Genomic DNA, 13,991 nt, shown 5'->3' on the forward strand with positions numbered 1-13,991 from the left:
CTTTACGTTGACCGAAAGCGATAAAAAACCATGACTACAGGCAGTGCTCTGTACATCCCGCCTTATAAGGCAAACGACCAGGACGTGGTCGTCGAACTGAACAACCGTTTTGGCGCCGAGGCGTTCACCGCCCAGGAGACCCGCACCGGCATGCCCGTGCTGTGGGTTGCCCGCGCCAGGCTCATCGAAGTCCTGACCTTCCTGCGCAACCTGCCCAAGCCCTACGTCATGCTCTATGACCTGCATGGCGTGGACGAGCGTCTGCGCACCAAGCGCCAGGGATTGCCGAGCGGCGCCGATTTCACCGTGTTCTACCACTTGATGTCGCTGGAACGTAACAGCGACGTGATGCTCAAGGTCGCCCTGAGCGAGAGCGACCTGAGCGTACCGACCGTCACCGGAATCTGGCCGAACGCCAACTGGTACGAGCGTGAAGTCTGGGACATGTTCGGCATCGACTTCCCGGGGCACCCGCACCTGACCCGCATCATGATGCCACCGACCTGGGTAGGTCACCCGCTGCGCAAGGACTTCCCGGCGCGCGCCACCGAGTTCGACCCTTTCAGCCTCACCCTGGCCAAGCAACAGCTTGAGGAAGAAGCTGCGCGCTTCAACCCGGAAGACTGGGGCATGAAGCGTTCCGGCACCAACGAGGACTACATGTTCCTCAACCTGGGCCCGAACCACCCTTCGGCCCACGGTGCCTTCCGTATTATCCTGCAGTTGGACGGTGAAGAAATCGTCGACTGCGTACCGGACATCGGCTACCACCACCGTGGTGCCGAGAAGATGGGCGAGCGCCAGTCGTGGCACAGCTACATTCCGTACACCGACCGCATCGACTACCTCGGCGGCGTGATGAACAACCTGCCGTACGTGCTCTCGGTCGAAAAGCTGGCCGGCATCAAGGTACCGGACCGCGTCGACACCATCCGCATCATGATGGCCGAGTTCTTCCGGATCACCAGCCACCTGCTGTTCCTGGGTACCTACATCCAGGACGTGGGCGCCATGACGCCAGTGTTCTTCACCTTTACCGACCGCCAGAAAGCCTACACCGTGATCGAAGCGATCACCGGTTTCCGGCTGCACCCTGCCTGGTACCGCATCGGCGGCGTTGCGCACGACCTCCCACGCGGCTGGGAACGCCTGGTCAAGGAATTCATCGACTGGATGCCCAAGCGCCTGGACGAATACCAGAAAGCCGCCTTGGACAACAGCATTCTCAAGGGTCGTACCATCGGCGTCGCCCAGTACAACACCAAGGAAGCGCTGGAATGGGGCGTCACGGGCCCAAGCCTGCGCGCGACCGGCCTGGACTTCGACCTGCGCAAGGCGCGCCCTTACTCCGGCTACGAAAACTTTGAGTTTGAAGTGCCGCTGGCGGCCAACGGCGATGCCTACGACCGCTGCATCGTGCGCGTCGAAGAAATGCGCCAGAGCCTGAAGATCATCGAGCAGTGCATGCGCAACATGCCGGCCGGCCCGTACAAGGCGGATCACCCGCTGACCACGCCGCCGCCCAAAGAGCGCACGCTGCAGCACATCGAAACCCTGATCACGCACTTCCTGCAAGTCTCGTGGGGCCCGGTGATGCCGGCCAACGAGTCCTTCCAGATGATTGAAGCGACCAAGGGCATCAACAGTTATTACCTGACGAGCGATGGCGGCACCATGAGCTACCGCACCCGGATTCGCACCCCAAGCTTCCCGCACTTGCAGCAGATCCCTTCGGTGATCAAAGGCGAGATGGTCGCGGACTTGATTGCGTACCTGGGTAGTATCGATTTCGTTATGGCCGACGTGGACCGCTAAGCATGAACAGCACGCTTATCCAGACAGACCGTTTCACCTTGAGTGAAACCGAGCGCTCGGCCATCGAGCACGAGCTGCATCACTACGAAGACCCGCGCGCGGCGTCGATCGAAGCCTTGAAGATCGTCCAGAAGGAACGTGGCTGGGTGCCGGACGGCGCCCTCTACGCCATCGGCGAGATCCTCGGCATCCCCGCCAGCGACGTTGAAGGGGTGGCGACGTTCTACAGCCAGATCTTCCGCCAGCCGGTCGGCCGCCACATCATTCGCGTGTGCGACAGCATGGTCTGCTACATCGGTGGCCACGAGTCCGTGGTCAGCGAAATCCAGGCCAAGCTGGGCATCGGCCTCGGCCAGACCACCGCCGACGGCCGCTTCACGCTGCTGCCGGTGTGCTGCCTGGGCAACTGCGACAAGGCGCCGGCGTTGATGATCGACGACGACACATTCGGTGACGTGCAGCCTGCTGGCGTGACCCAATTGCTCGAGGGCTACCCATGACCCTGACTTCCTTCGGCCCGGCCAACCTGATCAAGCGTTCGGCCGAGACCCACCCGCTGACCTGGCGCCTGCGTGACGACGGCGAACCCGTGTGGCTCGACGAGTACCAGGCCAAGAACGGCTATGCAGCCGCGCGCAAAGCCTTCGCCGACATGGCCCAGGACGACATCGTCCAGACCGTGAAAGACGCCGGTCTCAAAGGCCGTGGCGGCGCAGGTTTTCCCACGGGCGTGAAGTGGGGCCTGATGCCCAAAGACGAATCCATCAACATCCGCTACCTGCTGTGCAACGCGGATGAAATGGAGCCCAACACCTGGAAAGACCGCATGCTGATGGAGCAACTGCCCCATCTGCTGATCGAAGGCATGCTGATCAGTGCCCGCGCGCTGAAAACTTACCGTGGCTATATCTTCCTGCGCGGTGAATACACCACTGCCGCCAAGCACCTCAACCGTGCCGTGGCCGAAGCCAAGGCGGCGGGCCTGCTGGGCAAGAACATCCTCGGTTCGGGTTTTGACTTCGAGCTGTTCGTGCACACCGGCGCCGGGCGTTATATCTGCGGTGAAGAAACCGCGCTGATCAACTCCCTCGAAGGCCGCCGCGCCAACCCGCGCTCCAAGCCGCCCTTCCCTGCCGCCGTGGGCGTGTGGGGCAAGCCAACCTGCGTGAACAACGTCGAGACCCTGTGCAACGTCCCGGCGATCATGGCCGACGGCGTGGACTGGTACAAATCGTTGGCCCGTGAAGGCAGCGAAGACATGGGCACCAAGCTCATGGGCTTTTCCGGCAAGGTCAAGAACCCTGGCCTGTGGGAGCTGCCGTTCGGCGTGACCGCGCGCGAGCTGTTCGAGGACTACGCCGGCGGCATGCGCGATGGCTACACCTTGAAAGCCTGGCAGCCAGGCGGCGCCGGCACCGGTTTCCTGCTGCCCGAGCACCTCGACGCACAGATGTATGCCGGCGGCATCGGCAAGGTGGGCACCCGCATGGGGACCGGCCTGGCGATGGCGGTGGACAACACGGTGAACATGGTCTCGTTGCTGCGCAACATGGAGCAGTTCTTTGCCCGTGAATCCTGCGGCTTCTGCACCCCGTGCCGTGACGGTCTGCCGTGGAGCGTCAAGCTGCTGATGGCCCTGGAAAACGGTGAAGGCCGCGAGGGTGACATCGAAACGCTGCTCGGGCTGGTCGGTTTCCTCGGTCCAGGCAAGACCTTCTGTGCTCACGCACCGGGCGCCGTGGAGCCGTTGGGCAGCGCAATCAAATACTTCCGCCCTGAATTCGAGGCCGGCATCGCGCCAACCCGCGCGGGCGAACTCACTCAGGTGGTATCACCGACCATGGTCGGTGCGTAACGCTTAAAGAAGCGAAGGGTTCGTGCCCTTCGCTTTTCTCATGTGCGGACGCCTTGATGGCTGTGTAGATGCACATGAATAACAAGATTCCATTAGCCACGCCCGCTGACAACGGGCCAACGAAGAACTTTGAACCATGGCCACTATCCACGTAGACGGCAAAGCGCTCGAAGTCGATGGGGCAGACAACCTGTTACAGGCATGTCTGTCACTCGGCCTCGACATCCCGTATTTCTGCTGGCACCCCGCGCTCGGTAGCGTCGGTGCCTGTCGCCAGTGCGCGGTCAAGCAGTACACCGACGAAAACGACACCCGTGGTCGTATCGTCATGTCCTGCATGACCCCAGCCACCGACAACACCTGGATTTCCATCGACGATGATGAATCCAAGGCGTTCCGCGCCAGTGTCGTCGAATGGCTGATGACCAACCACCCCCACGACTGCCCAGTCTGTGAGGAAGGCGGTCACTGCCACCTGCAAGACATGACGGTGATGACCGGCCACAACGAGCGCCGCTATCGCTTCACCAAGCGTACCCACCAGAACCAGGACCTCGGCCCGTTCATTTCCCATGAGATGAACCGCTGCATCGCCTGCTACCGTTGCGTGCGCTTCTATAAGGACTACGCCGGCGGCACCGACCTCGGCGTATTCGGCGCCCATGACAACGTGTACTTCGGTCGTGTTGAAGACGGCGTGCTCGAAAGCGAATTCTCCGGCAACCTCACCGAGGTCTGCCCGACCGGTGTGTTCACCGACAAGACTCACTCCGAGCGCTACAACCGCAAGTGGGACATGCAATTCGCCCCGAGCATCTGCCATGGCTGCTCCAGCGGTTGCAACATCTCGCCGGGCGAGCGCTACGGTGAACTGCGTCGTATCGAAAACCGCTTCAACGGCTCGGTCAACCAGTATTTCCTGTGTGACCGTGGCCGCTTCGGCTATGGCTACGTCAACCGCGAAGACCGCCCGCGCCAGCCACTGCTGGCCGATGGCGCCAAGCTGAGCCTGGACGCGGCGCTGGATAAAGCCGCCGACCTGCTGCGTGGCCGTAACATCGTCGGTATCGGTTCGCCGCGCGCCAGCCTCGAAAGCAACTTCGCACTGCGCGAACTGGTCGGCGCCGAGCACTTCTACAGCGGCATCGAAGCCGGCGAGCTGGAGCGCATCCGCCTGGTCCTGCAAGTGCTGAACGACAGCCCGCTGCCAGTGCCGAACATGCGCGACATCGAAGACCACGATGCGATCTTCGTGCTCGGTGAAGACCTGACCCAGACCGCTGCGCGTATCGCGCTGTCGCTGCGCCAGTCGGTCAAAGGCAAGGCCGAAGCCATGGCCGACGCCATGCGCGTGCAGCCTTGGCTCGACGCCGCAGTGAAAAACATCGGCCAGCACGCGCTGAACCCGCTGTTTATCGCCTCCCTGGCTGAAACCAAGCTCGACGACATCGCCGAAGAATGCGTCCACGCTGCACCGGACGACTTGGCGCGCATCGGTTTCGCCGTGGCCCACGCCCTTGACGCCAGCGCGCCTGCCGTCGACGGCCTGGACGCCGAAGCCGTGGCACTGGCCCAGCGTATCGCCGGCGCCCTGCTGGCCGCCAAACGCCCATTGATCATCGCCGGCACCTCGCTGGGTTCCAAGGCGCTGATCGAAGCCGCCGCCAACATCGCCAAGGCCTTGAAGCTGCGCGACAAGAACGGCTCCATCAGCCTGGTGGTACCGGAAGCCAACAGCCTCGGCCTGGCCATGCTCGGTGGCGAGTCCCTGGACGCCGCTCTGCAAGCGGTGACCGACGGCAACGCCGACGCCATCGTGGTGCTGGAAAACGACCTGTACACCCGCACTGATGCGGCCAAGGTTGACGCTGCGCTCAACGCCGCCAAGGTGCTGATCGTGGCCGATCACCAGAAAACCGCCACCAGCGAGCGTGCCGACCTGGTGCTGCCAGCGGCCACCTTCGCCGAAGGCGACGGTACCCTGGTCAGCCAGGAAGGCCGCGCCCAGCGCTTCTTCCAGGTGTTCGATCCGAAGTACATGGACGCCAGCATCCTGGTTCACGAAGGCTGGCGCTGGCTGCATGCCCTGCGCGCGACCCTGCTGAACCAGCCGATCGACTGGACCCAGCTCGACCACGTCACCGCCGCTACCGCTGCAAGCGCACCGCAGCTGGCGCGGATTGTCGATGCCGCACCGTCCGCCACGTTCCGCATCAAGGGCCTGAAGCTGGCCCGTGAACCGCTGCGTTATTCCGGGCGTACCGCCATGCGCGCCGACATCAGCGTGCATGAACCGCGTACCCCGCAAGACATCGACACCGCGTTCGCCTTCTCCATGGAAGGCTATTCGGGTTCGGCCGAACCGCGTCAGCAGGTGCCGTTCGCCTGGTCGCCGGGCTGGAACTCGCCGCAGGCCTGGAACAAGTTCCAGGACGAAGTCGGTGGGCATATCCGCGCTGGCGACCCAGGCACCCGCCTGATCGAGAGCAGCGGTGACTCGCTGAACTGGTTCGCTGCCGTACCGCGTCCGTTCAACCCGGCCCCGGGTACCTGGCAAGTGGTGCCGTTCTTCCACCTGTTCGGCAGCGAAGAGACTTCTTCCAAGGCCGCGCCGGTTCAAGAACGCATTCCAACCGCCTACGTGGCCCTGGCCAAATCCGAAGCCGACCGCCTGGGCGTCAACGACGGTGCCCTGCTCAGCCTGAACGTGGCCGGCCAGACCTTGCGCCTGCCGCTGCGCATCAACGAAGAGCTGGGTGCCGGCCTGGTTGCACTGCCTAAAGGCATCGCCGGTATTCCTCCAGCGATCTTTGGCCAAACCGTTGACGGTCTGCAGGAGGCAGCGCAATGACCTGGTTCACCCCTGAAGTGATCGACGTGATCATCTCGGTCGTCAAGGCCATCGTGATCCTGTTGGCCGTGGTCGTCGCGGGCGCCCTGCTCAGCTTCGTCGAACGTCGCCTGCTGGGCTGGTGGCAGGACCGTTACGGTCCGAACCGCGTTGGCCCGTTCGGCATGTTCCAGATCGCCGCCGACATGCTGAAGATGTTCTTCAAGGAAGACTGGACCCCGCCGTTTGCCGACAAGGTGATTTTCACCCTGGCACCGGTGGTGGCCATGAGCGCCTTGCTGATCGCCTTCGCGATCATCCCGATCACCCCGACCTGGGGCGTGGCGGACCTGAACATCGGCTTGCTGTTCTTCTTCGCCATGGCTGGCCTGTCTGTGTACGCGGTGCTGTTCGCCGGTTGGTCGAGCAACAACAAGTTCGCCCTGCTGGGCAGCTTGCGTGCCTCGGCGCAGACCGTCTCCTATGAAGTGTTCATGGGGTTGGCGCTGATGGGCATCGTGGTGCAGGTTGGTTCGTTCAACATGCGCGATATCGTCGAGTACCAGGCGCAGAACCTGTGGTTCATCATTCCGCAGTTCTTTGGCTTCTGCACCTTCTTCATCGCCGGCGTGGCTGTGACTCACCGTCACCCCTTCGACCAGCCGGAAGCGGAGCAGGAACTGGCCGACGGTTACCACATTGAATATGCCGGCATGAAATGGGGCATGTTCTTCGTCGGTGAGTACATCGGCATCATCTTGATCTCGGCCCTGCTGGTCACGCTGTTCTTCGGCGGCTGGCACGGTCCGTTCGGCATCCTGCCGCAGTTGGCCTTCTTCTGGTTCTTCTTGAAGACCGCTTTCTTCATCATGCTGTTCATCCTGCTGCGCGCCTCGATTCCGCGCCCGCGCTATGACCAGGTGATGGATTTCAGCTGGAGATTCTGCCTGCCGCTGACCCTGATCAATTTGCTGGTGACGGCCGCCGTCGTGTTGTTGAACACGCCAGCAGCCGCGGTTCAGTGAGGATTTGACCCATGTTCAAATATATTGGCGACATCGTTAAGGGTACCGGTACCCAGTTGCGAAGCCTGGTGATGGTGTTCGGTCACGGCTTTCGCAAACGCGACACCCTGCAATACCCGGAAGAAGCGGTATACCTGCCGCCGCGCTATCGCGGCCGCATCGTGCTCACCCGCGATCCCGATGGCGAAGAGCGTTGCGTAGCCTGCAACCTGTGCGCCGTGGCGTGCCCGGTGGGTTGTATCTCCCTGCAGAAAGCTGAAACCGAAGACGGTCGCTGGTACCCGGACTTCTTCCGCATCAACTTCTCGCGCTGCATTTTCTGCGGCCTCTGCGAGGAAGCTTGCCCGACCACCGCGATCCAGCTCACACCGGATTTCGAGATGGCCGAGTTCAAACGTCAGGACCTGGTGTACGAGAAAGAAGATCTTTTGATTTCCGGTCCCGGTAAAAACCCTGATTACAACTTCTATCGTGTTGCAGGTATGGCCGTTGCCGGTAAGCCCAAGGGCGCCGCACAAAACGAAGCCGAGCCGATCAACGTGAAGAGCTTGCTGCCTTAAGGAAGAAAGATGGAATTCGCTTTCTATTTCGCATCGGGTATTGCAGTGGTGTCCACGCTTCGCGTGATCACCAACACCAACCCCGTGCACGCCCTGCTCTACCTGATCATTTCGCTGATCGCCGTGGCCATGACCTTTTTCGCCCTCGGCGCACCGTTCGCCGGTGTGCTGGAAGTGATCGCCTACGCCGGCGCCATCATGGTGCTGTTCGTGTTTGTGGTGATGATGCTCAACCTCGGGCCGGCCTCGGTCGCCCAGGAACGCGTCTGGCTCAAGCCCGGCATCTGGCTCGGCCCGGTCGTGCTGGCAGCGCTGCTGCTGGGTGAACTGCTGTATGTGCTGTTCGCTCACCAGAGCGGCCAGGCCATCGGCCACACCACCGTAGACGCGAAAGCCGTGGGCGTCAGCCTGTTCGGCCCATACCTGCTGGTGGTCGAACTGGCGTCGATGCTGCTGCTCGCCGCAGCCATCACCGCCTTCCACTTGGGCCGCAACGAAGCCAAGGAGCAATGACGATGCCTGCTATCCCTTTGGAGCATGGTCTGGCGGTCGCCGGCATCCTGTTCTGCCTTGGCCTGGTCGGCCTGATGGTTCGCCGTAACATTCTGTTCGTGTTGATGAGCCTGGAAATCATGATGAACGCTGCCGCACTGGCGTTCATCGTGGCGGGTGCGCGTTGGGGCCAGCCGGATGGACAAGTCATGTTCATCCTGGTGATCAGCCTGGCAGCCGCCGAGGCCAGTATCGGCCTGGCGATCCTGCTGCAACTGTATCGTCGCTTCCACACGCTTGATATCGACGCTGCCAGTGAGATGCGCGGATGAACATGATCTTTCTGACTTTCGTATTTCCCCTGATCGGTTTCCTGCTGCTGTCGTTCTCCCGCGGACGCTGGTCGGAAAACCTCTCGGCCCTGATCGGCGTCGGCTCGATTGGCCTGTCGGCCATCGTGGCCGCCTACGTCATCTGGCAATTCAACGTAGCGCCGCCGGAAGGCGGTCACTACACCCTGGTGCTGTGGCAGTGGATGTCGGTGGAAGGCTTCAAGCCCAACTTCGCCCTCTACGTCGACGGCCTGTCGATCACCATGCTCGGCGTGGTGGTGGGTGTAGGCTTTCTGATCCACCTGTTCGCGTCCTGGTACATGCGCGGTGAAGCGGGCTACTCGCGCTTCTTCTCGTACACCAACCTGTTCATCGCCAGCATGCTGTTCCTGGTGCTCGGCGATAACCTGTTGTTCCTGTACTTCGGCTGGGAAGGCGTGGGCCTGTGCTCGTACCTGTTGATCGGTTTCTACTACAGCAACCGCAACAACGGTAACGCGGCACTCAAGGCCTTCATCGTCACCCGTATCGGCGATGTGTTCATGGCGATTGGCCTGTTCATCCTGTTCCAACAGGTGGGCACGCTGAACATCCAGGAACTGCTGGTGCTGGCACCGCAGAAATTCCAGGTCGGCGATTTCTGGATCACCCTGGCCACCCTGATGCTGCTGGGCGGCGCCGTGGGTAAATCCGCGCAACTGCCGCTGCAAACCTGGCTGGCGGACGCGATGGCCGGTCCTACCCCGGTGTCGGCACTGATCCACGCCGCGACCATGGTCACCGCCGGTGTCTACCTGATCGCCCGTACCCACGGCCTGTTCACCCTGGCGCCGGACATCCTGCATCTGGTAGGCATCGTCGGTGGCGTGACCCTGGTACTGGCCGGCTTCGCCGCGCTGGTGCAGACCGACATCAAGCGCATCCTCGCCTACTCGACCATGAGCCAGATCGGCTACATGTTCCTGGCCCTGGGCGTTGGCGCCTGGGACGCGGCGATCTTCCACCTGATGACCCACGCTTTCTTCAAGGCCCTGCTGTTCCTTGCTTCCGGTGCGGTGATCGTGGCCTGCCACCACGAGCAGAACATCTTCAAGATGGGCGGCCTGTGGAAGAAACTGCCGTTGGCCTACGCCAGCTTCATCGTCGGTGGCGCCGCGCTCGCCGCCCTGCCGTTGGTGACCGCCGGTTTCTACTCCAAAGACGAAATCCTCTGGGAAGCCTTTGCCAGCGGTAACCAGAACCTGCTGTACGCAGGCCTGGTGGGTGCGTTCATGACCTCGCTGTACACCTTCCGCCTGATCTTCATCACCTTCCACGGTGAAGCCAAGACCGAAGCGCACGCAGGCCACGGCATCTCCCACTGGTTGCCGCTGTCGGTGCTGATCATCCTGTCGACCTTCATCGGCGCCCTGATCACTCCGCCACTGGCCGGTGTACTGCCGGAAAGCGTCGGCCATGCCGGCGGCGAAGCCAAGCACAGCCTGGAAATCGCCTCCGGCGCCATTGCCATCGCCGGTATCCTGCTGGCAGCCCTGTTGTTCCTCGGCAAGCGTCGCTTCGTCACCGCCGTGGCCAACAGCGGTATCGGCCGCTTCCTGTCGGCCTGGTGGTTCGCTGCCTGGGGCTTCGATTGGATCTACGACAAACTGTTCGTCAAACCTTACCTTGCGATCAGCCACGTGCTGCGCAAAGACCCGCTCGACCAGACCATCGGTTTGATCCCGCGCGCCGCCAAGGCCGGTCACACCGCCCTGAGCCGCAGCGAGACCGGCCAGTTGCGTTGGTATGCGGCGTCCATGGCAGTGGGTGCCGTGCTGGTGATCGGCGCCATCGTCGTGGTAGCGGTCTGACTATGTTTAAGTGCACTGCGTACTTTGCGAACTTGCGAAAGGAAACGAGCCCGTCATGATTCTGCCCTGGCTAATCCTGATCCCCTTTATCGGCGGCCTGCTCTGCTGGATGGGTGAACGCTTCGGCGCCACCCTCCCCCGCTGGATTGCGTTGCTGACCATGTCCCTGGAACTCGCGCTCGGCCTCTGGCTGTGGGCCCATGGCGACTATTCATTCGCCCCCGCTCCGGGTGTCGATCCGACCTTCGCGCTTGAATTCAAGCACGTATGGATCCAGCGCTTCGGCATCAACGTGCACCTGGCCCTCGACGGCCTGTCGCTGTTGATGATCCTGCTGACCGGCCTGCTGGGTATCCTCTCGGTACTCTGCTCCTGGAAAGAAATCCAGCGTCATGTGGGCTTCTTCCACCTGAACCTGATGTGGATCCTGGGCGGCGTGGTCGGCGTGTTCCTGGCGCTGGACCTGTTCATGTTCTTCTTCTTCTGGGAAATGATGCTGGTGCCGATGTACTTCCTCATCGCGCTCTGGGGTCACAGTTCTTCGGACGGCAAGAAAACCCGGATCTACGCGGCGACCAAGTTCTTCATCTTCACCCAGGCTTCCGGCCTGATCATGTTGGTGGCGATCCTGGGCCTGGTACTGGTCAACTTCAACAACACCGGCGTGATTACCTTCAACTACGCCGACCTGTTGAAAACCAAGATGTCCCTGACCACCGAGTACGTGCTGATGCTGGGCTTCTTCATCGCCTTCGCGGTGAAGCTGCCGGTGGTGCCGTTCCACTCCTGGTTGCCTGACGCCCACGCCCAGGCGCCGACCGCCGGCTCCGTGGACCTGGCCGGTATCCTGCTGAAAACCGCTGCCTACGGCCTGCTGCGTTTCGCCCTGCCGCTGTTCCCGAATGCCTCGGCCGAGTTCGCGCCGATCGCCATGACCCTGGGTCTGATCGGGATCTTCTACGGTGCGTTCCTGGCCTTCGCGCAAACCGACATCAAGCGTCTGATCGCCTTCTCGTCCGTTTCCCACATGGGTTTCGTACTGATCGGCATCTACTCCGGCAGCCAACTGGCGCTGCAGGGCGCGGTGATCCAGATGTTGGCCCACGGTGTCTCGGCCGCTGCCCTCTTTATCCTGAGTGGCCAGCTGTATGAGCGCCTGCACACCCGTGACATGCGTGAAATGGGTGGGGTGTGGTCGCGCATCGCGTACTTGCCGGCAATCAGCCTGTTCTTCGCCGCTGCATCGCTGGGCTTGCCGGGTACCGGCAACTTCATCGGCGAGTTCCTGATCCTGATGGGTGCCTTCGTGCAGACGCCGTGGATCAGCGCCATTGCTACCTCCGGCCTGGTGTTCGGTTCGGTCTACTCGCTGATCATGATCCACCGCGCCTACTTCGGCCCGGCCAAGTCCGACACCGTCCTGCAAGGGATGGATGCGCGCGAACTGATCATGGTGCTCGGCCTGGCGGTACTGCTGATCTACATCGGCGTATACCCACAGCCGTTCCTGGACACTTCTGCCGCAACGATGCATGGCGTGCAGCAGTGGTTCGGCACCGCCTTCTCTCAACTCGCTTCGGCCCGGTAAGAGCGCTATGGAATTCACGATCCAACACTTTATCGCGCTTGCGCCGCTGCTGATCACCAGCCTCACCATCGTGGTGGTGATGCTGGCGATCGCCTGGCGCCGCAATCATTCGCAAACGTTCCTGCTGTCCTGCGCCGGGTTGAACCTGGCCCTGCTGTCGATCATCCCGGCCCTCAAGGTCGCACCACTGGCGGTCACGCCATTGATGATGGTCGATGACTTCGCGCTGCTGTATATCGCGCTGATCCTGGTCGCGACCCTGGCCTGCGTCACCCTCGCCCACGCCTACCTCGGCGAAGGCGGCACCGGCTACCCAGGCAACAAGGAAGAGCTGTACCTGCTGATCCTGCTGGCTGCGGCCGGCGGTATCGTGCTGGTCAGCGCGCAGCACCTGGCCGGCTTGTTCATCGGCCTGGAATTGCTGTCGATCCCGACCTACGGCCTGGTGGCCTACGCCTTCTTCAACAAACGCTCCCTGGAAGCCGGCATCAAGTACATGGTGCTGTCGGCCGCCGGTTCCGCGTTCCTGTTGTTCGGCATGGCCCTGCTCTACGCCGAAGCCGGCAGCTTGAGCTTCACCGGTATCGGCCACGCCCTGGCCGCCACCAACAGCCCGGCGCCGATTGCCCAACTGGGCCTGGCAATGATGCTGATCGGCCTGGCGTTCAAGCTCTCCTTGGTGCCGTTCCACCTGTGGACCCCCGACGTGTACGAAGGCGCCCCGGCGCCTGTGGCCGCGTTCCTGGCCACTGCGTCGAAAGTGGCCGTGTTTGCGGTGATGGTGCGTCTGTTCCAGATCTCGCCTGCCGCCAATACCGGCGTGCTGAGCAATGTACTGACTGTGATCGCCATCGCGTCGATCCTGTTCGGCAACCTGCTGGCGCTGACCCAGAACAACCTCAAGCGTCTGCTCGGTTACTCGTCCATCGCTCACTTCGGCTACCTGCTGATCGCCCTGGTGGCGAGCAAAGGCCTGGCCGTGGAGGCCATCGGCGTGTACCTGGTCACCTACGTGATCACCAGCCTTGGTGCATTCGGTGTGATTACGCTGATGTCCTCGCCATACAAAGGCCGTGATGCCGACGCCCTGTACGAATACCGCGGCCTGTTCTGGCGCCGTCCGTACCTGACCGCCGTACTCACCGTGATGATGCTGTCCCTGGCGGGTATCCCGCTGACTGCCGGTTTTATCGGCAAGTTCTACATCGTCGCCACCGGCGTCGAGGCCCACCAGTGGTGGCTGGTCGCGTCCCTGGTCCTGGGCAGCGCCATCGGCGTGTTCTACTACCTGCGCGTGATGGTCACTCTGTACCTGATCGAGCCGAACCTGCGCCGTGTGGATGCCGAGCTGCATTGGGAACAGAAGGCAGGCGGCGTGATGCTGCTGGCCATCGCCCTGCTCGCCTTCTTCCTGGGTGTGTACCCGCAACCGTTGCTGACGCTGGTGCAGCATGCGGTGCTGGGGGTTTGATCGCTTAAGTTGATGCAGTAAACAGAACGGCGCCTTCGGGCGCCGTTTTGCGTTTCCAAGGCCTGGTTTTCCCCTTCCCTGCTCGCTGACTTTTCCTCCTTGACCTGCCGCTTCGTCTGGCATCTGCCCGCCGGAAGTGGCCTTAAGGTGGTTGCGTTTTAAGAAAGTTCCCA

At 62.1% G+C, this 13,991-nt stretch carries 11 protein-coding genes; all 11 read left to right on the top strand.

What is annotated here, in order from left to right; translation table 11 throughout:
* The first annotated feature begins 30 nt into the window (after positions 1-30).
* The 11 genes from nuoC to nuoN all read left to right on the top strand — a co-directional run bounded on the left by nuoC (position 31) and on the right by nuoN (position 13,818).
* A complete protein-coding gene (gene nuoC, locus C4J87_RS14980; protein WP_124367419.1) occupies positions 31-1,815 on the top strand; it encodes an NADH-quinone oxidoreductase subunit C/D in 1,785 nt (594 codons plus the stop codon).
* Positions 1,816-1,817: 2 nt separating this feature from the next.
* Entirely contained in the window at positions 1,818-2,315 is a 498-nt protein-coding gene (gene nuoE / locus C4J87_RS14985; protein ID WP_003232080.1) for an NADH-quinone oxidoreductase subunit NuoE, read from the top strand.
* A complete protein-coding gene (nuoF, locus tag C4J87_RS14990; protein WP_124367420.1) occupies positions 2,312-3,670 on the top strand; it encodes an NADH-quinone oxidoreductase subunit NuoF in 1,359 nt (452 codons plus the stop codon). Before nuoE ends, nuoF begins: the two co-directional genes overlap by 4 nt.
* 136 nt (positions 3,671-3,806) lie before the next feature.
* Complete coding sequence (nuoG, locus tag C4J87_RS14995; protein WP_124367421.1) at positions 3,807-6,521, top strand: NADH-quinone oxidoreductase subunit NuoG; 2,715 nt, start codon at positions 3,807-3,809, stop codon at positions 6,519-6,521.
* Complete coding sequence (gene nuoH / locus C4J87_RS15000) at positions 6,518-7,525, top strand: NADH-quinone oxidoreductase subunit NuoH (RefSeq protein WP_003174724.1); 1,008 nt, start codon at positions 6,518-6,520, stop codon at positions 7,523-7,525. The genes nuoG and nuoH overlap by 4 nt, the downstream gene beginning before the upstream one ends.
* Before the next feature lie 11 nt (positions 7,526-7,536).
* Entirely contained in the window at positions 7,537-8,085 is a 549-nt protein-coding gene (gene nuoI, locus C4J87_RS15005) for an NADH-quinone oxidoreductase subunit NuoI (RefSeq protein ID WP_003174725.1), read from the top strand.
* A 9-nt stretch (positions 8,086-8,094) separates the two neighbouring features.
* The gene (nuoJ, locus tag C4J87_RS15010) at positions 8,095-8,598 is read left to right on the top strand and encodes an NADH-quinone oxidoreductase subunit J (protein ID WP_065884950.1); all 504 of its coding nucleotides are present in this window, start codon (positions 8,095-8,097) and stop codon (positions 8,596-8,598) included.
* 2 nt (positions 8,599-8,600) lie between these two features.
* Positions 8,601-8,909 (top strand): NADH-quinone oxidoreductase subunit NuoK, encoded by a 309-nt coding sequence (nuoK, locus tag C4J87_RS15015; RefSeq protein WP_003174727.1) that lies wholly within the window; start codon positions 8,601-8,603, stop codon positions 8,907-8,909.
* Positions 8,906-10,759: an NADH-quinone oxidoreductase subunit L gene (gene nuoL / locus C4J87_RS15020; RefSeq protein ID WP_124367422.1), complete on the top strand. Its 1,854-nt coding sequence runs from the start codon at positions 8,906-8,908 to the stop codon at positions 10,757-10,759. The genes nuoK and nuoL overlap by 4 nt, the downstream gene beginning before the upstream one ends.
* A gap of 55 nt (positions 10,760-10,814) precedes the next feature.
* Entirely contained in the window at positions 10,815-12,347 is a 1,533-nt protein-coding gene (gene nuoM, locus C4J87_RS15025; RefSeq protein WP_025858974.1) for an NADH-quinone oxidoreductase subunit M, read from the top strand.
* Between the two features lie 7 nt (positions 12,348-12,354).
* The gene (nuoN, locus tag C4J87_RS15030) at positions 12,355-13,818 is read left to right on the top strand and encodes an NADH-quinone oxidoreductase subunit NuoN (RefSeq protein ID WP_124367423.1); all 1,464 of its coding nucleotides are present in this window, start codon (positions 12,355-12,357) and stop codon (positions 13,816-13,818) included.
* Positions 13,819-13,991 lie beyond the last annotated feature (173 nt).

The organism is Pseudomonas sp. R1-43-08 (assembly GCF_003852255.1).
GTDB lineage: Bacteria > Pseudomonadota > Gammaproteobacteria > Pseudomonadales > Pseudomonadaceae > Aquipseudomonas.

Excerpts from the sequence above, each read along its gene's own strand:
- nuoC (WP_124367419.1), top strand. The coding sequence starts at position 31 with ATGACTACAGGCAGTGCTCTGTACATCCCGCCTTATAAGGCAAACGAC.
- nuoE (WP_003232080.1), top strand. The coding sequence starts at position 1,818 with ATGAACAGCACGCTTATCCAGACAGACCGTTTCACCTTGAGTGAAACC.
- nuoF (WP_124367420.1), top strand. The coding sequence starts at position 2,312 with ATGACCCTGACTTCCTTCGGCCCGGCCAACCTGATCAAGCGTTCGGCC.
- nuoG (WP_124367421.1), top strand. The coding sequence starts at position 3,807 with ATGGCCACTATCCACGTAGACGGCAAAGCGCTCGAAGTCGATGGGGCA.
- nuoH (WP_003174724.1), top strand. The coding sequence starts at position 6,518 with ATGACCTGGTTCACCCCTGAAGTGATCGACGTGATCATCTCGGTCGTC.
- nuoI (WP_003174725.1), top strand. The coding sequence starts at position 7,537 with ATGTTCAAATATATTGGCGACATCGTTAAGGGTACCGGTACCCAGTTG.
- nuoJ (WP_065884950.1), top strand. The coding sequence starts at position 8,095 with ATGGAATTCGCTTTCTATTTCGCATCGGGTATTGCAGTGGTGTCCACG.
- nuoK (WP_003174727.1), top strand. The coding sequence starts at position 8,601 with ATGCCTGCTATCCCTTTGGAGCATGGTCTGGCGGTCGCCGGCATCCTG.
- nuoL (WP_124367422.1), top strand. The coding sequence starts at position 8,906 with ATGAACATGATCTTTCTGACTTTCGTATTTCCCCTGATCGGTTTCCTG.
- nuoM (WP_025858974.1), top strand. The coding sequence starts at position 10,815 with ATGATTCTGCCCTGGCTAATCCTGATCCCCTTTATCGGCGGCCTGCTC.
- nuoN (WP_124367423.1), top strand. The coding sequence starts at position 12,355 with ATGGAATTCACGATCCAACACTTTATCGCGCTTGCGCCGCTGCTGATC.